Source organism: Streptomyces sp. NPDC030820, assembly GCF_055572075.1.
In genome coordinates this window covers 165,871-188,640 of record NZ_JBVIEB010000007.1, presented here as the reverse complement: position 1 = coordinate 188,640, position 22,770 = coordinate 165,871, and the positions used below count along the sequence as shown (strand labels likewise).

Annotated in this window: 21 protein-coding genes and 1 pseudogene; 19 read left to right on the top strand and 3 right to left on the bottom strand. The window is 71.0% G+C overall.

Annotated features, from left to right (window positions below; all coding sequences use genetic code 11):
• Positions 1-42: 42 nt before the first annotated feature.
• Positions 43-615, bottom strand: coding sequence for a helix-turn-helix domain-containing protein (locus ACZ418_RS20920; RefSeq protein WP_468364854.1), 573 nt, complete (start codon positions 613-615; stop codon positions 43-45).
• Positions 616-680: 65 nt separating this feature from the next.
• On the opposite strand from ACZ418_RS20920, the gene ACZ418_RS20915 reads away from it, so the two are divergent.
• The 8 genes from ACZ418_RS20915 (at position 681) to ACZ418_RS20880 (ending at position 9,199) form a co-directional block, all read left to right on the top strand.
• Positions 681-1,622, top strand: a complete 942-nt coding sequence (locus ACZ418_RS20915; RefSeq protein ID WP_468364852.1) for an NAD(P)/FAD-dependent oxidoreductase — start codon at positions 681-683, stop codon at positions 1,620-1,622.
• Positions 1,623-1,651: 29 nt separating this feature from the next.
• Positions 1,652-3,190: an ATP-dependent DNA ligase gene (locus ACZ418_RS20910; protein ID WP_468364849.1), complete on the top strand. Its 1,539-nt coding sequence runs from the start codon at positions 1,652-1,654 to the stop codon at positions 3,188-3,190.
• Entirely contained in the window at positions 3,187-3,660 is a 474-nt protein-coding gene (locus tag ACZ418_RS20905) for an NUDIX hydrolase (protein ID WP_468364846.1), read from the top strand. The genes ACZ418_RS20910 and ACZ418_RS20905 overlap by 4 nt, the downstream gene beginning before the upstream one ends.
• Positions 3,661-3,734: 74 nt before the next feature.
• On the top strand, positions 3,735-5,120 hold the full coding sequence (locus tag ACZ418_RS20900) for an NADP-dependent succinic semialdehyde dehydrogenase (RefSeq protein ID WP_468364845.1): 1,386 nt from the start codon (positions 3,735-3,737) through the stop codon (positions 5,118-5,120).
• 26 nt (positions 5,121-5,146) lie between these two features.
• Positions 5,147-5,380 (top strand): DUF6213 family protein, encoded by a 234-nt coding sequence (locus tag ACZ418_RS20895; protein ID WP_388632819.1) that lies wholly within the window; start codon positions 5,147-5,149, stop codon positions 5,378-5,380.
• A gap of 1,002 nt (positions 5,381-6,382) precedes the next feature.
• Positions 6,383-7,429 carry a type III polyketide synthase gene (locus ACZ418_RS20890; protein WP_468364843.1) on the top strand — a complete coding sequence of 349 codons (1,047 nt, stop codon included), beginning with the start codon at positions 6,383-6,385 and terminating at the stop codon, positions 7,427-7,429.
• Positions 7,430-7,455: 26 nt separating this feature from the next.
• Positions 7,456-8,670 carry a cytochrome P450 gene (locus tag ACZ418_RS20885; protein WP_468364841.1) on the top strand — a complete coding sequence of 405 codons (1,215 nt, stop codon included), beginning with the start codon at positions 7,456-7,458 and terminating at the stop codon, positions 8,668-8,670.
• Positions 8,671-8,677: 7 nt separating this feature from the next.
• Positions 8,678-9,199, top strand: coding sequence for a cupin domain-containing protein (locus ACZ418_RS20880; RefSeq protein ID WP_468364838.1), 522 nt, complete (start codon positions 8,678-8,680; stop codon positions 9,197-9,199).
• Here ACZ418_RS20880 and ACZ418_RS20875 read toward each other — a convergent pair.
• A complete protein-coding gene (locus ACZ418_RS20875) occupies positions 9,196-10,422 on the bottom strand; it encodes an acyl-CoA dehydrogenase family protein (RefSeq protein WP_468364836.1) in 1,227 nt (408 codons plus the stop codon). The two genes, ACZ418_RS20880 and ACZ418_RS20875, sit on opposite strands and share 4 nt — an antisense overlap.
• Before the next feature lie 170 nt (positions 10,423-10,592).
• On the opposite strand from ACZ418_RS20875, the gene ACZ418_RS20870 reads away from it, so the two are divergent.
• The gene (locus tag ACZ418_RS20870; protein WP_468364833.1) at positions 10,593-11,237 is read left to right on the top strand and encodes a TetR/AcrR family transcriptional regulator; all 645 of its coding nucleotides are present in this window, start codon (positions 10,593-10,595) and stop codon (positions 11,235-11,237) included.
• A gap of 72 nt (positions 11,238-11,309) precedes the next feature.
• Here the strand turns inward: ACZ418_RS20870 and def are convergent, their stop codons facing one another.
• Positions 11,310-11,849: a peptide deformylase gene (def, locus tag ACZ418_RS20865; RefSeq protein ID WP_468364831.1), complete on the bottom strand. Its 540-nt coding sequence runs from the start codon at positions 11,847-11,849 to the stop codon at positions 11,310-11,312.
• Between the two features lie 151 nt (positions 11,850-12,000).
• Between def and ACZ418_RS20860 the strand changes: the two genes are divergently transcribed.
• The 10 genes and pseudogenes from ACZ418_RS20860 to ACZ418_RS20815 all read left to right on the top strand — a co-directional run.
• Entirely contained in the window at positions 12,001-13,239 is a 1,239-nt protein-coding gene (locus ACZ418_RS20860) for a DUF1727 domain-containing protein (protein WP_468364828.1), read from the top strand.
• A gap of 21 nt (positions 13,240-13,260) precedes the next feature.
• Positions 13,261-13,989, top strand: coding sequence for a type 1 glutamine amidotransferase (locus ACZ418_RS20855; RefSeq protein WP_468364825.1), 729 nt, complete (start codon positions 13,261-13,263; stop codon positions 13,987-13,989).
• A 212-nt stretch (positions 13,990-14,201) separates the two neighbouring features.
• Positions 14,202-15,227: a 6-phosphofructokinase gene (locus tag ACZ418_RS20850; RefSeq protein WP_468364822.1), complete on the top strand. Its 1,026-nt coding sequence runs from the start codon at positions 14,202-14,204 to the stop codon at positions 15,225-15,227.
• 102 nt (positions 15,228-15,329) lie between these two features.
• A complete protein-coding gene (locus tag ACZ418_RS20845; protein WP_468364820.1) occupies positions 15,330-16,280 on the top strand; it encodes a cytochrome c oxidase assembly protein in 951 nt (316 codons plus the stop codon).
• 88 nt (positions 16,281-16,368) lie between these two features.
• Complete coding sequence (locus tag ACZ418_RS20840; RefSeq protein ID WP_107093214.1) at positions 16,369-16,536, top strand: hypothetical protein; 168 nt, start codon at positions 16,369-16,371, stop codon at positions 16,534-16,536.
• Positions 16,537-16,572: 36 nt separating this feature from the next.
• The gene (locus tag ACZ418_RS20835; protein ID WP_468364818.1) at positions 16,573-17,058 is read left to right on the top strand and encodes an Lrp/AsnC family transcriptional regulator; all 486 of its coding nucleotides are present in this window, start codon (positions 16,573-16,575) and stop codon (positions 17,056-17,058) included.
• A 154-nt stretch (positions 17,059-17,212) separates the two neighbouring features.
• Entirely contained in the window at positions 17,213-18,022 is an 810-nt protein-coding gene (ddaH, locus tag ACZ418_RS20830) for a dimethylargininase (RefSeq protein ID WP_468364816.1), read from the top strand.
• On the top strand, positions 18,022-19,242 hold the full coding sequence (rocD, locus tag ACZ418_RS20825; protein WP_468364813.1) for an ornithine--oxo-acid transaminase: 1,221 nt from the start codon (positions 18,022-18,024) through the stop codon (positions 19,240-19,242). The genes ddaH and rocD overlap by 1 nt, the downstream gene beginning before the upstream one ends.
• A gap of 108 nt (positions 19,243-19,350) precedes the next feature.
• Positions 19,351-21,819, top strand: a complete 2,469-nt coding sequence (locus ACZ418_RS20820; protein WP_468364809.1) for a SpoIIE family protein phosphatase — start codon at positions 19,351-19,353, stop codon at positions 21,817-21,819.
• 34 nt (positions 21,820-21,853) lie between these two features.
• Positions 21,854-22,738, top strand: a pseudogene (locus tag ACZ418_RS20815) (PP2C family protein-serine/threonine phosphatase); the annotation flags it as partial.
• Between the last annotated feature and the right edge of the window lie 32 nt (positions 22,739-22,770).

Genomic DNA, 22,770 nt, shown 5'->3' with positions numbered 1-22,770 from the left:
ATACTAAGCGGTCGCTTGCCGATCAGGGAACAGTCGGCCGCGTCACTTCCGCCTGGGCCGTGCCCGCACGTGCATCCGCTCGCCCTGCGGCCCGAACAGACTGAGGAACTCCACCGGCCCCTGGCCCGTCGACCCGAACCAGTGCGGCACGCGCGTGTCGAACTCTGCGGCCTCCCCCGCCGACAGCACGACGTCGTGCTCACCGAGGACCAGCCGCAGCCGGCCGGAGAGCACATACAGCCACTCGTAGCCCTCGTGGGTGCGCGGGTCCGGCTCCTGCTTCCGCTGCGGTTCCAGCACCTTGAAGGCCTGCAGGCCGCCCGGCTGGCGGGTCAGCGGCCAGTGGGTGCGCCCGCCCCGCACGATCGGCTCGGACCGCACCCGCGGGTCCCCCACCGGTGGCGCGCCGACCAGCTCGTCCAGCGGCACCTGGTGGGCCTGCGCGATCGGCAGCAGCAGTTCGAGGCTGGGCTTGCGCAGGCCGGACTCCAGCCGGGAGAGGGTGCTGACCGAGATGCCGGTGGCCTCGGACAGCGCGGCCAGGGTCACCTCCCGCTCCTTGCGGATGCGTCGCAGCCGGGCGCCCACTTCGGCCAGTACGTCGTCTGTGCTCATGGCGACCATTGCAGGAACGGCAAATACGTTTGTCAATGCCGCAGCAGCCGAGCGACCGTCGCGGCATGACCCGGAACACCGAGAACAACAGGTACGAAGCAGTCGTCGTCGGCGGCGGGGCCGCCGGTCTGTCCGCCGCGCTGGTCCTCGGCCGCGCCCGGCGCCGCACGCTGGTCGTGGACACGGGCGAGCCGCGCAACGCGCCGTCCGCGTACATGCGGGGCTATCTCTCCCGGGACGGCATGTCCCCGGCCGAGTTCCTGGCCATCGGCCGCGAGGAGATCGCCCGCTACGGAGTGGAGCTGGTGCGGGACCGGGTCGTGGACGCGGCCAGGGACGAGGACTTCACCGTCGTACTCGCGAGCGGAGGGACGGTCCGGGCCCGGCAGTTGGTGATCGCCACGGGGCTGAAGGACGAGCTGCCGGACGTCCCGGGGCTGGCCGAGCGGTTCGGCCGGGACGTGGTGCACTGCCCGTACTGCCACGGCTGGGAGGCCCGCGACCTGCCGACCGGGGTGCTCGCGACCTCGCCGCTGAGCGTGCACCAGGCGCTGATGGTCACCCAGTGGTCCAAGGACGTGCGGTTCTTCCTGCACGAGGTGAGCGAGTCGCAGCTGACGGACGACGACCTGCGCCGGCTGGCCGCCGCCGGGGTCGCGGTCGTACCCGGCAAGGTCGCGGAAGTCCTCGTCGCCGGCGACCGGCTCACCGGGGTCCGGCTCGAAGACGGCACGGTCCACGACCGAGAGGTGATGTACGCCGCCCCACGCGCCGTACCGAACAACCACCTGCTGGTGCGGCTGGGCGCCGAGCTGCGCGAGACGCCGTTCGGCGCCTATCCGGTGATCGACGAGCGGGGCCTGACGACCGTGCCCGGCCTGTGGGCGGCGGGCAACGCGAGCGGATTCGCCGAACAGGTGATCAACGCGGCGAGCCGGGGGTACCGGGCAGGGGCGGCGATCAACGGGGAGCTGCTGATGGCCGACCTCGACTCCGTCCGGGTGTAGCCGCCGCTCCCCCGGTGCACGATGACTGCATGCTGCTGACCCGGCTCGCCCAGGTGTCCCGGGAGGTCGCCGCGACGGCGGCCCGGTCCCGCAAGACGGCGCTGCTCGCCGAGTTGTTCCGGGAGGCGGAGGCGGACGACGTGCCGATCGTCATTCCGTACCTGGCCGGACGGCTGCCGCAGGGCCGGCTCGGCGTCGGCTGGAAGGTGCTCAGCCGCCCGGTGCCGCCGGCCGGCGCGCCCACGCTCACGGTCCGGGAGGTCGACGCCCTGCTCAGCGAGCTGGGCAAGGTGTCGGGGCCGGGCTCGCAGGCACAGCGGGTCCGGCTCGTCGGCGAGCTGATGGGCGCGGCCACCGAGGAGGAGCAGCGTTTTCTGCTCGGCCTGCTCACCGGCGAGGTGCGGCAGGGCGCGCTGGACGCGGTCGCCGTGGAGGGCCTCGCGCAAGCGACCGGTGCCGACCCGACCGCGGTACGCCGTGCGGTGATGCTCGCCGGGTCGCTGCAGACGGTCGCGCAGGCCCTGCTCGCGGAGGGGCCCGGGGCGCTGGAGCGGTTCCGGCTCACCGTGGGCCGCCCGGTGCTGCCGATGCTGGCGCACAGCGCGTCCTCGGTGGCCGAGGCCGTGGAGAAGCTGGGCGCCTGCGCGGTGGAGGAGAAGCTGGACGGCATCCGGGTGCAGGTCCACCGGGACGGCGACCTGGTCCGGGTGCACACCCGGACCCTGGACGACATCACCGACCGGCTGCCCGAAGTGACCTCCGCCGCACGGGAGTTGCGGGGCGAGCGGTTCATCCTGGACGGCGAGGTGATCTCCTTCGACGCGGCCGGGCGGCCCCGGTCCTTCCAGGAGACGGCGGGCCGGGTCGGCTCCCGCACGGATGTGGCGAAGGCCGCCGGGCAGACCCCGGTCTCCCCCGTCTTCTTCGACGTCCTGTCGGTCGACGGCACCGATCTGCTGGACCTGCCCTTCGCCGAGCGGCACGCGGAGCTGGCCCGGCTGGTGCCCGAGCCGATGCGGGTGCGCCGGACGGTCGCCTCGGGGCCGGGGGACATCGCGGAGGCGGAACGGTTCCTCGCCGAGACCCTGGCCCGCGGGCACGAGGGCGTGGTGGTCAAGGCGCTGGACGCGCCGTACAGCGCAGGCCGGCGCGGCGCCGCCTGGCTGAAGGTCAAGCCCGTGCACACCCTCGACCTGGTGGTGCTGGCCGCCGAGTGGGGCCACGGCCGCCGCAAGGGCAAGCTCTCCAACCTCCACCTGGGTGCCCGCAACCCCGACGGCAGCTTCGCCATGCTGGGCAAGACCTTCAAGGGCATGACCGACGCGATGCTCGCCTGGCAGACCGAGCGGCTGCAGGAGCTGGCGGTCGAGGACAACGGCTGGGTGGTCCGGGTCCGCCCCGAACTCGTCGTGGAGATCGCCTACGACGGACTCCAGCGCTCCTCCCGCTACCCGGCCGGCGTCACCCTCCGCTTCGCCCGCGTGGTCCGCTACCGCGAGGACAAACGGCCCGAGGAGGCCGATACCGTGGAGGCCCTGCTGGCGGCCCACCCGGAGGTCAGGCCATGACGGTGCGCGCGACGAAGCGCAGCGCGGGACTGCTGTTGTTCCGGCATACCGATGAGGGACTGGAGGTATTGCTCGGCCATATGGGTGGTCCGCTCTGGGCGAAGAAGGACGCCGGTGCGTGGACCGTCCCCAAGGGCGAGTACGAGCCCGACGAGCCCGCCTGGGAGGCCGCCCGGCGCGAGTTCCAGGAGGAGCTGGGGGTGGCGCCGCCCGACGGGAAGGCCGTACCGCTGGGCGAGGTGGCGCAGCGCAACGGCAAGGTCGTCACGGCGTGGGCCGTCGAGGCGGACCCGGACCTGAGCGGCTTCAGCCCCGGCACCTTCACCATGGAGTGGCCGCCGCGGTCCGGCCGGATGCAGGAGTTCCCGGAACTGGACCGCGTGGCGTGGCTCGGCCTGGACCGGGCCCGGGAGCTGATCATCACGGCGCAGACCGCGTTTCTCGACCGGCTGGCGGAGCACTCGGCCTGAAGGGACGCCACGCGTTGCGTACGGCCGTACCGCGCGCGAAGGTCTAAGCAAGCCCGCTCCCAGGGAGGTCAGCCATGCCCATCGCGACGGTGAACCCGGCGAACGGCGAGACGCTCAAGACGTACGAGCCCATGGGCGAGGAAGAGCTGGAACGCCGGCTCCAGCTCGCCGAGGCCACGTTCCGCACCTACCGGACGATGTCGTTCGTCGACCGTGGCCGGCTGCTGCTGAGGGCCGCCGATCTGCTGGACGAGGACCGGCAGGAGGTCGCCAGGGTGATGACCACCGAGATGGGCAAGCCGATCAAGCAGGCCCGCGCGGAGGCCGCGAAGTGCGCCAAGGCGATGCGCTGGTACGCCGAACGCGCCGAGGGACTGCTGGCCGACGAGGAGCCCGCCGAGGCGGACGTGACGGACTCCGGCGCGTCCCGGGTCCGGGTGCGGTACCGGCCGCTGGGACCCGTCCTCGCGGTGATGCCCTGGAACTTCCCGCTCTGGCAGGTGATCCGGTTCGCCGCGCCCGCGCTGATGGCGGGCAACGTGGGCCTGCTCAAGCACGCCTCCAACGTCCCCCAGACGGCGCTGTACCTGGAGGACCTGTTCCACCGGGCGGGCTTCACGGAGGGCTGTTTCCAGACGCTGCTGATCGGCGCGGGCGCGGTGGACGACATCCTGCGCGACGAGCGGGTGAAGGCGGCGACGCTCACCGGCAGCGAGCCGGCGGGCCGGGCGGTGGCCTCCACCTGCGGGGAGATGATCAAGAAGACGGTGCTGGAGCTGGGCGGCAGCGACCCGTACGTCGTGCTGCCCTCCGCCGACCTGGACCGGGCGGCCGAGGTGGCGGTCACCGCGCGCGTGCAGAACAACGGGCAGTCCTGCATCGCCGCCAAGCGGTTCATCGTGCACACCGATGTCTACGACGCCTTCGCCGAGAAGTTCGTCGCGGGTATGAGGGCGCTCAAGGTCGGTGATCCGCTGGAGGAGGACACCGAGGTCGGGCCGCTCTCCAGCGAGCAGGGGCGAAAGGATCTGGAGGAGCTGGTCGACGACGCACGGCGCAGCGGGGCCGAGGTGATGTGCGGCGGCGAGCGGCCGGACGGGCCGGGCTGGTACTACCCGCCGACCGTGCTGGCCGGGATCACCCGCGAGATGCGCATCCACCGGGAGGAGGCGTTCGGGCCGGTCGCCACCCTGTACCGGGCCGGCGACCTGGACGAGGCGCTGCTCATCGCCAACGACTCGTTGTTCGGGTTGAGTTCCAATGTGTGGACACGGGACGAGAGCGAGGTGGAGCGGTTCACACGCGACCTGGAGGCCGGTTCGGTGTTCGTCAACGGGATGACGGCCTCGCATCCGGCGTTCCCGTTCGGCGGGGTCAAGCGGTCCGGGTACGGGCGTGAGCTGTCCGGGCACGGGATCCGCGAGTTCTGCAACATCACCACGGTTTGGCAGGGTGCGTGAGCGCTGCGCGGCTACCATCCCCTTTTGTGACCCGCGAAGTGACCCTGCCTCTGATCGTCGACGACCGCGGTACCTTGCAGGTGTCTGCGGCCGACGTGAGTAAGTTGCTGCGGACCGTGGGCGGGCGGTGGCTGCGGCTTGTCGAGGCCGGGGAGCCGGGGTTGGACGAGGACACGGTTGCTGCGCTGACCATCGAGCTGGCCAAGCTGGCCGATCGCATTGATGTGGCGTGCATTGCGCACAGCAGTGGGGCGCCTTAGCCCGACGGAGTCCAGAACATTCCCTCGTATGCCTGAAGCAGGCTTCCGTAGGTACGGCGGGGCGAAGAGGTCGAAGAAGGCGCACGCGGCGGCACCGAAGCCGTAGCGATGCGGAGGCGGGGTAGACCTGGCAGCCCGCCAGGGGGACATACGTCCGGAAGCCGTCCTCGGCCACGCCGCCGGCCCGGGCGAAGCCGGTCAGGTCCCGTGCCGCCGATTCCACGGCCGCCGCGGCCGGCTCGGCGCGCTGGGCCAGATGCCCGGACGAGTCGACTGCTGATCCAGGGCTGGACGGGCCGGCGTCCGCCGCAAGCCCGTCGCGACGCGGAGGCGGGGTAAACCACGCCGTCGGCCCGGGCGAAGCCGGTCAGGTCCCGTGCCGCCGATTCCACGCCCGCCGCGGCCGGCTCGGCGCACTGGGCCAGATGCCCGAACGAGTGGCGGTCGGCGGAGATCACCCACTGCTGATCCAGGGCCGGCCGGGCCGGCGTCCGCCGCAGGCCCGCCGCGACGCGGAGGCAGGTAGACCTGGCAGCCCGCCAGAGGGACATACGTCCGGAAGCGGTCCTCGGCCACGCCGCCGGCCCGGGCGAAGACGGTCAGGTCCCGTGCCGCCGATTCCACGCCCGCCGCGGCCCGCTCGGCGCGCTGGGCCAGATGCCCGAACCAGTCGACTGCCGATCCCAGGGCGGGACGGGCCGGCGTCCGCCGCAGGCGCCTCGCCGCGTTCCACAGGGGGAACGAAGGGGTTGGCCGCGGGGACGGGGGCGAGTGCCCTGGAGGGGGTTCTGCAGCAGATCCTCGGCCGATGCCGTCATGGTGTTCTCCCTCCCGCGGACGTGCGGTTTCCTACGCGCCCCTGACGCCGGGTCCCCGGTCTGGAGTAGTTCGGCGCGAGATCGTCGCCAGGTCGAGTGATCGTGGGTGGACCACCTCCTGAGGTGAACGACCCTCTGACCGGCGGGCGCAGGCCTTCCGGAAGGCTGAAAGCAGGCACGGTTCATGGCGACTTTGTGCAGACCAACGGTGTCGGTGCCGGAGCACGTGATCACGATGGAGGAGACGCTGGAACTGGCGCGGTCGCGTCACGCGGACCACCCCCAACTGCCGCTCGCACTGCGGCTGATCGAGAACACGGGTGTGAAGACGCGGCACATAGTGCAGCCCATCGAGGAGACCCTCAAGCACCCCGGGTTCGAGGAGCGCAACAAGCTCTACGAGGCCGAGGCCAAGGCCCGGGTCCCCGCGGTGATCCAGCGCGCGCTCGACGACGCGGAACTCCTGACCACCGACATCGACGTGATCATCTACGTCTCGTGCACGGGCTTCATGATGCCCTCGCTCACGGCGTGGCTGATCAACGAGATGGACTTCGACTCGACCACCCGACAGCTTCCCGTAGCCCAGCTGGGCTGTGCGGCCGGCGGCGCGGCGATCAACCGCGCGCACGACTTCTGCACGGCCTACCCGGACGCCAACGCGCTGATCGTGGCCTGCGAGTTCTGCTCGCTGTGCTACCAGCCCACCGACCTGGGCGTGGGCTCGCTGCTCTCCAACGGCCTGTTCGGTGACGGCATAGCCGCCGCCGTGGTCCGCGGCAAGGGCGGCACCGGCGTCGAGCTGGAACGCAACGGCTCGTACCTGATCCCGAAGACCGAGGAGTGGATCATGTACGACGTCCGGGCGACCGGCTTCCACTTCCTGCTCGACAAGCGGGTGCCGGCCACCATGGAGCCGCTGGCCCCGGCGCTGCAGGACCTCGCGGGCATGCACGGCTGGGACGCCTCCGACCTGGACTTCTACATCGTCCACGCGGGCGGGCCGCGCATCCTCGACGACCTCAGCAAGTTCCTCCAGGTCGACCCGCACGCCTTCCGGTTCAGCCGGGCCACCCTCACCGAGTACGGCAACATCGCCTCCGGCGTCGTGCTGGACGCGCTGCGACGGATGTTCGACGAGGGCGGCACCCAGCACCGGGCGCGCGGGCTCCTCGCCGGGTTCGGACCCGGCATCACCGCGGAAATGACGCTGGGCCGCTGGCGCAGCTGAACACCGAGAGACGGCTTGAGTACGGCATGACCGAAGAGACGCTCACCGAGACCCTGCCCCCGATCCGGCACTGGCCGGCGCTCGACCTGACCGGGACGGACTTCGACCCGGTGCTGAGAGAGCTCATGCGCGAAGGACCGGTCACCCGCATCCAGCTGCCCAACGGCGAGGGCTGGGCCTGGCTGGTGACCCGGATGGACGACGTGCGCATGGTGACCAACGACCCCCGCTTCAGCCGAGAGGAGGTGATGAAGAAGCCGGTCACCCGGCTGGCCCCGCACTTCATCCCCGATCCGGGCGCGGTCGGCTTCCTCGACCCGCCCGACCACACCCGGCTGCGCCGCTCGGTGGCGGCCGCCTTCACCGCGAAGGGCGTGGAACGGGTACGGGAGAAGGCACGCGCCATGCTGGAGGAGCTGGTCGACGAACTCCTCCAGGACGGCCCGCCCGCCGATCTCACGGCGACGATCCTCAGCCCGTTCCCGATCGCGGTGATCTGCGAAATGATGGGCGTCCCGGCCGCCGACCGGCACACCATGCACACCTGGACCCAGCTCATCCTGTCCTCCTCCAACGGCAAGGAGATCAGCGAGAAGGCCAAACGGGAGATGGCCGCCTACTTCTCCGACCTGATCGGGCTGCGCGAGAACAGCACGGGCGAGGACGTCACCTCGCTGCTCGGCGCCGCTGTCGGCCGGGGCGAGGTCACCCTGGAGGAGGCCGTCGGACTGGCCGGTCTCCTCCAGATCGGCGGCGAGGCGGTCACCAACAACAGCGGGCAGATGTTCTATCTGCTGCTGACCCGACCCGACCTGGTGGAGCGGCTGCGCGCGCAGCCGGAGATCCGCCCCAGGGCGATCGACGAGCTCCTGCGCTGGATCCCGCACCGCAACGCGGTCGGCCTGTCCCGGATCGCCCTGGAGGACGTGGAGATCCGGGGCGTGCGGATCCGCGCCGGCGACGCGGTGTACAACTCCTACCTGGCCGCCAACCGCGACCCGGACGTCTTCCCCGACCCGGAGACCATCGACTTCTCCCGCAGCCCGAACCCGCACGTCTCCTTCGGCTTCGGCCCACACTTCTGCCCCGGCAACATGCTGGCCCGGCTGGAGGAGGAACTCATGGTGGACGCCCTGCTGGACCGGATTCCCGGCCTGAGGCTGGCCGTGGCGCCGGAGAAGGTGCCCTTCAAGAAGGGCGCGCTGATCCGGGGTCCCGAGGCCCTTCCGGTGACCTGGTGAGTGCGCGATGACGGAGACCGAGGGACTGTACGTACCGCCGGGCCACGGCCGTGTCGTCGAGACACCGGCTCAGCGGGTGACGTTCAAGGTCACCGGCACGCACTCGAGGATGGCCTCCACCTTCGAGGTGGAGGTCCCGCCTGGCTTCGACGTGGGCGCGCATGTGCACACGCGCAGCGAGGAGCTGTTCTACGTCCTGGAGGGCGAACTGGACGTCCTCGCCTTCGAGCCGCTCGTCCGCACCCCCGACAACTGGCAGAGGTGGGAGTCGAGTTCGGGCAACCGCGCGGTGCGGGCGACTCCGGGCACGGTCATCGTCGTACCCCCCGGGTGCCCGCACGCGTTCGCGAACCCGACGGACACGCCCGCGAAGATGTTCTTCCAGGCGAGTCCGCCACCGGATCACGAACGCTACTTCGAGGAGCTGCTGGAGATCCTCGGCACCGGGGGTCCGCCGGACCAGGAGGCCATCGAGGCCCTGCGGACCAAGTACGACATCGAGCAGCTGACGCCGCTCAGGCATCGTTAGCGGATGGGCATGCCCGAGAGAGTGCGGGAGATCACCAACCGCTGGATCTCGCTCGTGCCCTCGAAGATCGTGTAGATGGCGCTGTCCCGGTGCATCCGCTCGACCGGGTACTCACGGGTGTACCCGTTGCCGCCCAGGATCTGGATGGCCTGGGCGGTCACCTTCTTCGCGGTCTCACTCGCGAACAGCTTGGACATCGACCCCTCGGCCGCGGTGAACGGCTTGCCGTTGACCGCCATCCACGACGCACGCCAGACCAGCAGCCGCGCCGCGTCGATCTGCGTCCGCATGTCCGCCAGCTGGAAGGCCACGCCCTGGTTGTCGATGATCGGCCGGCCGAACTGCTCCCGGGTCTTCGCGTAGTCGAGGGCGACCTCGTACGCGGCCCGGGCGGTGCCGACCGCCATGGCGCCGACGGCCGGACGGGACGCCTCGAACGTGGCCATCGCCGCGTTCTTGACGCGGTCGCCGCCCTTCGCGGCCTTCTCCCGGGCCCGGGCCAGCCGCTCGTCCAGCTTCTCCTTGCCGCCGAGCAGACAGGAACCGGGGACGCGGACGTTGTCGAGGACGACCTCGGCGGTGTGCGAGGCGCGGATGCCGTGCTTCTTGAACTTCTGGCCCTGGGCCAGGCCCGGCGTGCCCGGCGGGACGATGAAGGAGGCGTGGCCCTTGGAGCCCAGCTCCGCATCGACGCTGGCGACGACGACGTGGACGTTGGCTATGCCGCCGTTGGTCGCCCAGGTCTTCGTGCCGTTGATCACCCACTCGTCCTTGGCCTCGTCGTACACGGCACGCGTGCGCATGGAGGCGACGTCGGAGCCGGCGTCGGGCTCGGAGGAGCAGAACGCGGCGACCTTGACGTCGTTGACGTCGCCGTACATCTGCGGGATCCAGGTGCCGATCTGTTCCTCGGTTCCGTTGGCGAGAACGCCCACGGCGGCGAGGCCGGTGCCCACAATGGACAGGGCGATGCCCGCGTCGCCCCAGAACAGCTCCTCCATGGCCATCGGGATGCCGAGGCCGGTGGGGTCGAAGTACTGCTGCGCATAGAAGTCGAGGGAGTAGATGCCGACCTTCGCGGCCTCCTGGATGACCGGCCAGGGAGTCTCCTCGCGCTCGTCCCACTCTGCGGCCGCGGGGCGGATCACGTCGGCGGCGAAGCCATGGAGCCAGTCCCGGACTTCCTTCTGTTCGTCGTTCAGCTCCATGGTGAACTCGGCCATGTCCCCTCCAGCGGCGGCAGTGCGATGTTACTAGCGGTAACACGAGTCTGTTACCGGCGGGTAGGAAAAGTCAACCGGTGATGACGTCTCGGCATCCCGTTCGATGTCAGGGGCACAGTCAGTGTTAGTTTGCGCAGGCGTCACCGAATCAGCACGGGTGGGGAGAGCTCATGGACACCACACAGCGGACCGATCAGCAGCGGTCCGCCGACCGCCGACGGCGCGAGCTGCTGGAGGCCGCCGACCGGGTGGTGCTGCGCGACGGCCCGCAGGCGTCGATGAACGCGATCGCCGCGGAAGCCGGTATCACGAAGCCGATCCTTTACCGCCACTTCGGCGACAAGGGTGGCCTTTACGCCGCCTTGGCCAAGCGGCACACGGATGCTCTGCTCGATTCGCTGCGGGCGGCGCTGGACGCTCCGGCCGAGCGGCGGGAGCGGGTGGAGTCGACGCTGGACACCTATCTCGCCGCGATCGAGGCACGGCCTCAGGTGTACCGGTTCCTGATGCATCCGGCGGAGGGAAGCGGGGGTGCCGACCAGGGCTTCGACGTCGGTAAGCATTCGGCGCCGTTGCTCCGCAGGATGGGCGAGGAGTTGGCTCAGGTCATCGAGGAGCGGGTGGATCTCGGGCCGGAGAGTCAGCAGCTGGCCCGGGTGTGGGGGCATGGGATCGTCGGGATGATGCATGCGGCGGGAGATTGGTGGCTGGGGGAACGCCCTTGTTCCCGGGGTGAGTTGGTGCGGTCTCTTGCGGATTTGTTGTGGGGTCGTCTCGCGGCAGCAGGGGACAAAATGGGGGGGCCGGGGTTCTGAGGGTCGTTTTTCGACCGCGGGTGCGTGGGGGCTGGTCGCGCAGTTCCCCGCGCCCCTTTGGGTAGATCCCCCTCACCGGTGCCAGGAAGCTCTGGAAATCTGCCTCACCAGTCTCCGCTTTCGCCAACCCGTCAGGCGGTCCGCATAAACCCCGCCCTCCAAATGGTCGTACTCGTGCTGCAGGCACCGTGCGAAGAACCCCGTGCCATGCACGGTGACCGGCTCCCCCGTCACCGTGCAGCCCTCGACCACCGCATGGTCGTAGCGCTCGGTGCCCGCCTCCAGGCCCGGCAGGGACAGGCAGCCCTCCGGGCCCCGGATCACCACCCCGTCCGCCTCCACCAGTCGCGGGTTCACCACATGTCCCAGATGCCGGACATCGTCGTCGTCCGGGCAGTCGTACACGAACACCCGCAGGGGCACCCCCACCTGATTCGCCGCCAGACCGACCCCCTGCGCCGCGTACATCGTGGCGAACAGGTCCTCCACGAGGGCCGCCAGTTCGGGGCCGAATTCGGTGACTTCCCGGCATTGTTCGCGCAAAGCCGCGTCGCCGAGCAGGGTGAGAGGCCGGACGCGCCCGTGGGCGCCCGGAATGGAACCGTGTCGCATGGCGGCAAGGGTACGGTTCGTTCAGCCCATGCCCGCCGCTCAAGGCGTGGGCCGGGATTCGGGTGTGCGAACGGATCTCGATAGGCTGAGGTCACACCACGCTGCCGGATGGCCCCAGGCGCGGCGCGTACGCAAGGAGGATCGAGAACTGATGGCAGGCAACTCGGACCCGCTCACGCCGCGGGCCAAGCTGGCCGTGACCGCGGGCAAGGCGGTCGCTGCGGCATCGCGCGCCGCGGGGCGCGGCAGCGGATCGGTGATCGGTGGCCGGGTCGCGCTGAAACTCGACCCCGACCTGCTCGCGCGGCTCGCGCAGAACCTGGACGTCATCCTGGTGTCCGCCACCAACGGCAAGACGACGACCACCCGGCTGATCGCCGAGGCGCTGCGCGCCGCGGGCCCGGTCGTGTCGAACGCGCTGGGCGCCAACATGCCGGCCGGTATCACCTCCGCGCTCGCCGGCGGCTCGGACGCGAAGTTCGGTGTCATAGAGGTCGACGAGAAGTACCTGGCCGGTGTGGCCCGGGACACCGACCCGAAGTGCATCGCCCTGCTCAACCTCTCCCGCGACCAGCTCGACCGTGCCGCCGAGACCCGGATGCTCGCCGAGAACTGGCGCGAGGGTCTGGCCGGGTCCAAGGCCGTGGTCGTGGCCAACTGCGACGACCCGCTGGTGGTGTGGGCCGCCTCCTCGTCCCCGAATGTCATCTGGGTCGCGGCCGGGCAGATGTGGAAGGACGACGCCTGGTCCTGCCCGTCCTGCGGTGGTGTGATGCAGCGCCCCGGCGACGACTGGTTCTGCGGTGAGTGCGGGTTCCGGCGGCCGACGCCGACCTGGGCGCTGTCCGGGGACCACGTGCTGGATCCGCACGGGTCCGCCTGGCCCATCCATCTGCAGCTGCCGGGCCGCGCCAACAAGGCGAACGCCGCCTCCTCCGCGGCCGTCGCCGCCGTCTTCGGGGTGCCGCCGCAGGTCGCCCTGGAGCGGATGTACCAGGTGCAGGCCGTCGCGGGACGCTATGACGTCGTGCAGTTCCAGAACCGCGATCTGCGGCTGCTGCTGGCCAAGAACCCCGCCGGCTGGCTGGAGACGTTCTCCCTGATCGACCCGCCGCCCGCCCCGGTGATCCTGTCCGTGAACGCGCGCGGCGCCGACGGTACCGACACCTCCTGGCTGTGGGACGTCGACTACACCCGGCTGACCGGCCACCCGATCTTCGTCATCGGCGACCGGAAGCTGGACCTCGCCGTCCGCCTGGAGGTCGCGAACCAGCACTTCCAGGTCTGCGAGAACCTCGACCAGGCCGTGCAGATGTGCCCGCCGGGCCGGATCGAGGTCATCGCGAACTACACCGCGTTCCAGGACCTGCGCCGCCGCGTCGGCAACTGATCTTCGAAGGGCGATCACCTCATGAGCGACAACCAACTGCGGCTGGTGTGGATCTACCCGGACCTGCTGAGCACCTACGGCGACCAGGGCAACGCCCTCGTCGTGGAGCGCCGGGCCCGGCAGCGCGGCCTGGACGTGGCCCGGCTCGACGTGCGCAGCGACCAGCCGATCCCGACCTCCGGCGACATCTACCTGATCGGCGGCGGCGAGGACCGCCCGCAGCGGCTCGCGGCCGAGCGGCTGCGCCGGGACGGGCATCTGCACCGGGCGGTGGAGAACGGCGCGATCGTCTTCTCCGTCTGCGCGGGCTACCAGATCCTCGGCCACGAGTTCATCAACGACCTCGGCCAGCGCGAGCCGGGTCTCGGCCTGCTCGACGTGGTGTCCGTGCGCGGCGAGGGCGAGCGGTGCGTCGGTGACGTGCTCGCCGACATCGACCCGCAACTGGGCCTGCCACAGCTGACCGGCTTCGAGAACCACCAGGGCGTCACCCACCTCGGCCCCACCGCCCGCCCCTTCGCGCGGGTGAAGATCGGCAACGGCAACGGCACCGGGGACGGCACGGAGGGCGCGTACAACGGGACCGTCTTCGGCACGTACATGCACGGCCCGGTCCTCGCCCGCAACCCGCTGATCGCCGACCTGCTGCTGAAGCTGGCGCTCGACGTCAACGCACTGCCGCCGACCGACGACCGCTGGTACGAGGCGCTCCGCAACGAGCGCATCGCTGCTGCGCAGCAGCCTGCTTGAGCGGCGCGAGAGCAAGACTTCAGCAACATCTCAGCGCGTTCCGGCAGCCTCGTAACGGGCCCGCCTGACGGCCCGTCCGCTCACATGTGCGGGCGCGTCCAGCAGGCGGACGCCCGCTACGGAGCCACCCCCTGACGCCGGTAGGGTGGCCGGGAATCCGCCGGACAACGTGGTCCGGTTACCCGGCCCACGTTGAGAAGGTAATTCGGGCTATGCGCATTGGTGTCCTCACGTCCGGCGGCGACTGCCCCGGCCTGAACGCCGTCATCCGGTCCGTCGTGCACCGTGCCGTCGCCGACCACGGCGACGAGGTCATCGGTTTCCGGGACGGCTGGAAGGGCCTCCTGGAGTGCGACTATCTCAAGCTCGACCTCGATGCCGTGGGCGGCATCCTGGCACGCGGCGGCACCATCCTCGGCTCCTCCCGGGTCCGCCCGGAGCATCTGCGGGACGGTGTCGAGCGGGCCAGGGGGCATGTCGCGGAGCTCGGCCTCGACGCGATCATCCCGATCGGCGGTGAGGGCACGCTGAAGGCGGCCCGGCTGCTGTCGGACAATGGGCTGCCGATCGTGGGCGTGCCCAAGACCATCGACAACGACATCGCTGTCACGGACGTCACCTTCGGCTTCGACACGGCCGTCACCGTGGCGACGGAGGCCCTGGACCGGCTGAAGACCACGGCCGAGTCCCACCAGCGCGTGCTGATCGTGGAGGTCATGGGCCGGCACACGGGCTGGATCGCGCTGCACTCCGGCATGGCGGCCGGCGCCCACGCCATCGTCGTCCCGGAACGGCCCTTCGACATCGAGGAGTTGACGCAGAAGGTCGGCGAGCGGTTCGAGGCGGGCAAGCGGTTCGCCATCGTCGTCGCGGCCGAGGGCGCCAAGCCGAAGGCCGGCACGATGGACTTCGACGAGGGCGGCAAGGACATCTACGGCCACGAGCGCTTCGCCGGGATCGCCCGGCAGCTGTCGGTCGAGCTGGAGCACCGGCTCGGCAAGGAGGCGCGGCCGGTGATCCTGGGTCATGTGCAGCGGGGTGGCACGCCGACGGCGTACGACCGGGTGCTGGCGACCCGTTTCGGCTGGCACGCCGTGGAGGCCGTGCATCGGGGTGAGTTCGGGCAGATGACGGCTCTGCGCGGGACGGACATCGTGATGGTCTCGCTGGCGGAGGCCGTCGAGACCCTGAAGACCGTTCCGGTGGAGCGGTACGACGAGGCGGAGTGCGTCCTGTAGTTCACCCGAGGACAACCCGCCCCCGGTCACGGCCGTGACCGGGGGCGGTTCTACTCTTGGGGCGGACAACTCGCACAACCCCCACGAATCAGGAGCCGCCGGATGGATCACAGCGGACACGGCATGATGATGGATCTGCCGCCGTTCACGCTGGGACGGGGGCTGGAGTGGTCCGCCGACCCGTTCTTCCTCGTGGCCTGTCTGGCGGGGCTCGCCCTGTACGGCTGGGGTGTGGTACGGCTGCGGCGGCGCGGGGACGCCTGGCCGGTCGGCCGTACCGTGGCGTACGTCGTCGGTGTGCTGACCGTCGCCCTGGTGATGTGCACGAAGCTGAACGACTACGGCATGGTGATGTTCAGCGTGCACATGGTGCAGCACATGGTGATCAGCATGCTGTCGCCGATCCTGATCCTGCTCGGCGCGCCGGTCACGCTGGCGCTGCGCGCGCTGCCGACCGCCGGCCGGGGCCGCAAGGGCCCGCGCGAGCTGCTGCTGGCGTTGCTGCACAGCCGCTACATGCGGATCGTCACGCACCCGGCGTTCACTATCCCGATGTTCATCGCGAGCCTGTACGTCCTGTACTTCACCCCGCTGTTCGACTTCCTGATGGGGTCGAAGGCCGGGCACATCGCGATGATGGTGCACTTCTTCGCCGTGGGCATGGTGTTCTTCTGGCCGATCATGGGCGTCGACCCGGGTCCGCACCGGCCCGGATACGTGATGCGGATGCTGGAGCTGTTCGCGGGCATGCCGTTCCACGCCTTCTTCGGTATCGCGCTGATGATGGCCACGGCGCCGATGGTGAGCACCTTCGAGCACCCGCCCGCCTCGCTCGGCATCGACGCGCTGTCCGACCAGAACGCGGCCGGCGGCATCGCCTGGGCGTTCAGCGAGATCCCGTCCGTGCTGGTGCTGATCGCGCTGCTGTTCCAGTGGTACGGCTCCGAGCAGCGGCAGGCCAGGCGCAAGGACCGGGCCGCGGACCGGGACGGTGACAAGGAGCTGGAGGCGTACAACGCCTATCTGGCCTCGCTCAACGCACGCGAGAGCTGAGCCGCACGCGAGAGTCGGCCGGAGCGGTCCCGTCCGGGCGGGAACCGGGGCACCATGGTCATGGACGGACCAAGAGGAGGGTGTCGCGATGCCCGGTTCCACGAACGGTTCCACCAAGGCGATGGGGGCTCTCACGGTCGGCGGGCTCGTCGTCGTGACCGCCTACACGGTCGCGCTCGGCAGCAACGGCTGGCTGTGGTTCGGATGGGTGGTGCTGGGGCTGCTGACGCTCGCCATGGTCGTCACCCAGTCGTGAGGCGAGCTGTCCGGCGGGGCTGACTACAGTGCCCGCATGAACAGCAGGACACCCTCGTTCGACGACCTCGACCGCAAGATCATCACCGCGCTGATGGTGAACGCCCGGACCAGCTTCGCCGAGATCGGCGCGGGCGTCGGGCTGTCCGCGACCGCGGTCAAGCGGCGCGTGGACCGGCTCCGGGAGACCGGGGTGATCACCGGGTTCACGGCGACGGTCAAGCCCTCGGCACTGGGCTGGCGCACCGAGGCGTACGTCGAGGTGTACTGCGAGGGTGCGGCCCCGCCCCGGCGGCTGGCCGAGGTCGTGCGCAACCATCCCGAGATCACCGCGGCCATGACGGTCACCGGCGGCGCCGACGCGCTGCTGCACGTGCGGGCGCGGGACGTGGAGCACTTCGAGGAGGTGCTGGAGCGGATCCGGGTCGAGCCGTTCATCCGGAAGACGATCAGCGTGATGGTGCTGTCCCACCTGCTCCCGGAAAGCCCGGAAGCGGGCGCGACTCACGCTGCACCGGAATGAGGCGAGGCATGCGCAGGAATCGTGCGTATTGACCTCGAACAACGCAGCGATGCTGCGCATCTACGCAGCCTTCTTTTCTTGTCCGCCGTCTGCCTCTCTTTCTACCGTGGTGTGCATCCCCTAGTGACACACAGCAAAGCGGAGGAAACCCTCTGTGTCCGAAAGCCGTGTACAGCGTCCTCGGCGCTTTCTCGTCTGCGAACCCAGACACTTCGCCGTGCAGTACGCGATCAATCCCTGGATGCACCCCGACAAGCCGGTCGACGTGGACCTCGCCCGGGAGCAGTGGCAGACGCTCATCCGCACCTACCGCGCCCACGGTCACACCGTCGAGTCGGTCGAGCCCGTCCCTGGCCTGCCCGACATGGTCTTCGCCGCCAACGCGGCCTTCGTGGTCGGTGGCCGGGTCTTCGGCTCCCTGTTCCACGCCCCGGAACGGCGCCCGGAGTCGCTGCACTACGACACCTGGTTCAAGGCCGCGGGCTACGACGTGTACCGCCCGGAGTCGGTGAGCGAGGGCGAGGGCGACCTGGTGTGGACGGGCCGGTACGTGCTCGCCGGCACCGGGTTCCGCACCACCCGTGAGGCGCACCGGGAGGCGCAGGAGTTCCTCGGCCACCCGGTGATCGGCCTGACCCTGGTGGACCCGTACTTCTACCACCTGGACACGGCGCTGTTCGTCCTCGACGACGACAACATCTGCTACTACCCCGAGGCGTTCTCGGCGGGCAGCCGCGAGGTGCTCCGCCGGCTGTACCCGGACGCGGTGCTCGCCACCCGCGAGGATGCGATGGCGTTCGGCCTCAACTCCGTCTCCGACGGCCGGAACGTCTTCATCGCCCCCCAGGCCGAGGCGCTCGCCGAGCGCCTGGCCGACCACGGTTACGCCCCCGTCCCCGTCGACCTGTCCGAGTTCCACAAGGCCGGCGGCGGCATCAAGTGCTGCACCCAGGAGATCCGCTGATGACCGCACCCGCGCGCACGCGTACGTCCGACGACCTGATCCGAGCGGAGGAGCCGGTCCTCGCGCACAACTACCACCCGCTGCCCGTGGTGGTCGCCCGCGCCGAGGGCACCTGGGTGGAGGACGTCGAGGGCAACCGCTACCTGGACATGCTCGCCGGGTACTCGGCGCTGAACTTCGGCCATCGGCACCCCGCGCTGATCGAGGCCGCGCACCGCCAGCTCGACCAGCTGACGCTGACCTCCCGCGCCTTCCACAACGACCGGCTCGCCGGGTTCGCGGCGCAGCTCGCGGAGCTGACCGGCCTCGACATGGTGCTGCCGATGAACACCGGCGCGGAGGCGGTGGAGAGCGGCATCAAGGTGGCCCGCAAGTGGGCGTACGACGTGAAGGGCGTCCCCGCCGACCGGGCGACGATCGTGGTCGCGGCGGAGAACTTCCACGGCCGTACGACGACCATCGTCAGCTTCTCCACCGACGAGACGGCCCGCGCCGGCTTCGGTCCCTTCACGCCCGGATTCAAGATCGTGCCGTACGACGACCTGGCCGCGCTGGAGGAGGCCGTCGACGAGACCACGGCGGCCGTGCTGATCGAGCCCATCCAGGGCGAGGCGGGCGTGATCATCCCGAGCGAGGGCTATCTCGCCGGGGTGCGGGAGCTGACCCGCCGCAAGGGCTGCCTGTTCATCGCGGACGAGATCCAGTCGGGCCTCGGCCGCACCGGCCGCACCTTCGCCGTCGAGCACGAGGACGTCGTACCGGACATGCTGCTGCTCGGCAAGGCGCTGGGTGGCGGGATCGTGCCGGTGTCGGCGGTGGTGGCCCGGCGCGAGGTGCTGGGGGTGCTGCACCCGGGCGAGCACGGCTCCACGTTCGGCGGCAACCCGCTCGCGGCGGCGGTCGGCACGGCCGTGGTCGAGCTGCTTCGGACGGGCGAGTTCCAGCGGCGGGCCACCGAGCTGGGCGTGCTCCTGCGGGACGGGCTGACCGAGCTGGCCGGCCGGGGTGTGGTCGGCTTCCGCTCCCGTGGCCTGTGGGCGGGCGTCGACATCGACCCGGCGATCGGCACCGGCCGCGAGGTGAGCGAGCGGCTGATGCGGGAGGGAATCCTGGTGAAGGACACCCACGGTTCCACGATCCGGCTGGCACCGCCGCTGACCATCACGGCGGAGGAGCTGCGGTCCGCGCTGGCGGCACTGGAGAAGGTGCTGGGTTCGTGATGTCGGTGTGGGGCGACCGAGGCCGCCCCACACCTTCGCGCGTTTGCCCGAAGGGTGAAGATTGAGCCAGGAGGGGGTAGACCACTCTCAGCTACAGAGAGGTCGGCCGTGAGCACTCACGAGGAGCAGGACGTCGCCGGGCGGCGGTTCGACGTGGCCGACGCCGCGCCCCTGCTGCTCGACGCCCGGGGCGTGGTGACGAGCTGGACGCAGGGCGCCCAGCGCCTGCTGGAGTACACGGCCGCCGAGGTGGTGGGCACCAGAGTGACCGGCCTGCTGTCCGCCGAGGACGCCACGCGGGTGCCCGAACTGGCCGAGCGGTGCCGCAGGGAGGGCGGCTGGGCAGGACTGCTGACCGCTCGGCGCAAGGACGGGCAGTCGATACGGGTGATGGTGCGGATCACCCCGGCGATGGAGCACGGCGGGGCACCGCACTGGCTGGTTCTGGTCTCCGACGTCGCCGGAGAACGCGGCTGGGACATGAGCCGTGGGGTGCTGGAGCAGATGGTGACCGCCTCCCCCATCGGCATCGCGATCGTGGACACCGATCTGCGGTGCGTCTGGTCGAACGCGGCCCTGGAGCGGTACGGCGGCGGCTCCCCGCGGGAGCGGCTCGGGCGGCGGCTCGCGGAGATCCAGCCGGGGCTCGACTCCGCGGGCATCGAGGCGCAGATGCGGGAGGTGCTGGAGACGGGCCGGCCCGTGGTCGGCTACGAGCACGTGGGCCAGGTGCGGTCCGCGCCGCACCGGGAGACGGCCCACATGATGTCGTTCACCCGCCTCGAGGACGACCAGGGCCACCCGATGGGCGTGTACTACACGGTCGTCGACATCACCGACCGGCACCGCGCCCGGCAGCGACTGGCCCTGCTCGACCGGGCCGGCGAGCAGATCGGCCGCAGCCTGGACATCATGCGGACGGCGCAGGAACTGGCCGACGTTGCCGTGCAGGACTTCGCCGACTTCGTCGCCGTGGACCTGCTGGAGTCCGTGCTGCGGGGTGCGGAGCCCGAGCCGCCGAGCGCCAGGGACCAGGTGCCGCTGCGGCGGGCCGGGCACCAGTCGGTGAATCCCGGGGTGCCGGAGGCCGTCGTCGAGATCGGCGCGGTGGCCACCTACCTCGCCGGATCGCCCCCGATCCGCAGTCTGACCACGGGTCGGTCCTGGCGTGTGGAACGGCTGGACCCGCTGGCCAAGGAATGGGCGACGGACATCCCGGGCGGCCGGATGGCGACCTTCCTGGAGCTCGGTGTGCACAGCGTGATGATCGTGCCCATCCGCGCGCGGGGCGTCACGATGGGCGTCACCACCTTCTTCCGGCGCCGCCGTCAGGAGCCGTTCGACGAGGACGACCTGAGTCTCGCCGAGGACCTGGTGTCCCGGGCGGCGGTCTGCGTGGACAACGCCCGCCGCTACACCCGCGAGCGGGACGCGGCCCTGGTCCTGCAGCGCAGTCTGCTGCCGCGCCGGCTGCCCGAGCAGGACGCGGTGGAGGTGGCCGCCTGCTACCGGCCGGCCGACGAGCTGACCGGCCTCGGCGGCGACTGGTACGACATCATCCCGCTGTCCGGTGCGCGCGTGGCCCTGATCGTGGGCGAGGTGCCCGGGCACGGGATCGACGCCGCGGCGGCCATGGGGCGGCTGCGCACCGCCGTGCACACCCTCGCGGCGCTCGATCTGCCGCCCGAGGAGGTCCTCGCGCACCTCGACGACCTGGTCGCGCGGATGGCCCGGGAGGAGGGCGTCAGGCCCGAGGACCCGGAGGCCGCCGGTATCCAGGCGGTGGGGTCGGGGTGCGTGTACGTCGTCTACGACCCGGTCAAGGGGCAGTGCACGATGGCCGCCGCGGGCCATCCCGCGCCCGCCGTGGTCCTGCCCGACGGCGCCGTCAGCTTCGTCGACCTGCCGCAGGGGCCGCCGCTCGGGGCGGGCGGTCCGCCCTTCGAGGCGGTGGAGCTGACCCTGGCCGAGGGCAGCACACTGGCCCTGCACACCGACGGGCTGCTCGTCCACGGGGAAGACGGGAACGACGGCGGGATCGTCACCGCAGACCGCGACCGGCTGCGCCGCGCCCTGGAACAGCGCGCACCCACGCTCGACCTGCGCTGCCGGGCCGTGGTCGACGCGCTGGTCCCCACCCGGCCGTACGACGACGTGGCCCTGCTGATGGCCCGCACCAGGCTGCTCGGCGCCGACCAGGTCACCGACTGGGACCTGCCGGCCGACCCGGCCGTGGTCGCCGAAGCCCGCAAGGAGACCACCCGGCAGCTGGGCGAGTGGGGGCTGGACGAGGTGGCGTTCACCGCCGAACTGGTCGTGAGTGAGCTGGTCACCAACGCCATCCGGCACGCGGAGGGCCCCGTTCGGCTCCGGCTGATCAGAGACCGGGCCGCCCTGATCTGCGAGGTCTCCGACGGCAGCGCCACCGCACCCCATCTGCGCCACCCGCGCACCACGGACGAGGGCGGCCGCGGACTGCTGCTGGTCTCCCAGTTCGCCGAGCGGTGGGGAACCCGCTTCGTCCCCGGCGGGAAGATCATCTGGGCCGAGCAGTCCACGACGGGTCTGCCGGACTGACCCACACGGACCATGCATACGTCGCATGACGGCGCTGCGGGGCATGGTGGCGCTGCACTTCTTCCCGGACAACCCCGACGACCCCGGCGCATCCGGCATGCGCAACCTGGCCGCCTCGCTGACCCGGGTCACGGCCACCGGCGAGCGCGACGCCATGCGCCCTGCAGCGGTACGACGTCGAGAACTCCGACCGGCCCGGGGAGTGGGAGGAGTGCTACTGGAGTCCGGTCAACGCGCCGGTGTTCGGTCCGGGCGGCAAGGTGGTGCTGCTGGTGCACCGGGTCGAGGAGGTCACCGAGCTGATCCGGGCCCGCGGCAGCCCCGGCGGCGGCCGGGCCCGCGTTCTCGAGGCCGAGCTGTACACGCGCGCCCGTGAACTGCAGGAGCTGAACGAACGGTTGCGCCAGGCCCACGCCCGGGAACGCGAAGCGGCCCTCGCCCCGCAGAAGGCGATGCTGCTGGCCCGCCGGCAGGTCGGCCACCATCACGCCGCGGTGCGCTACCGGGCAACGTGTGCGGGGACTGGTACGACCTCGTCGACCTGGTGGGCGGCAACCGCTTCGGCGTGGCCGTGCGTGACGTGGTCGGGCACGGCCTGGAGACGGCCGGGGTGATGGGCCAGCTGCGCAGCGCGCTGAGCGCCGCCTCCCGGGTCGCCACGGGGCCGGCGGAGGCCCTGAACATCCTGGGGCGGTACGCCAACGTCGTCGACGGCGCCGAATCGGCCACCGCCGGTCCCCGAAAGCCGAGACCGAGACCCGAGGCGAGCACGACCTACGAGGCGGGCGCCACCCTCGTCCTCTACACCGACGGCCTGGTGGAGCGCCGCCGCGAGGACATCGACACCGGGCTGGCCCGCCTCGCCGACTCCCTCGCACGGCATCGCGAGGAGGACCCCGAGAGCCTCGCGGACGCCGTGCACGCCCCGGCCGCACACGGGTCGGCGGCCTG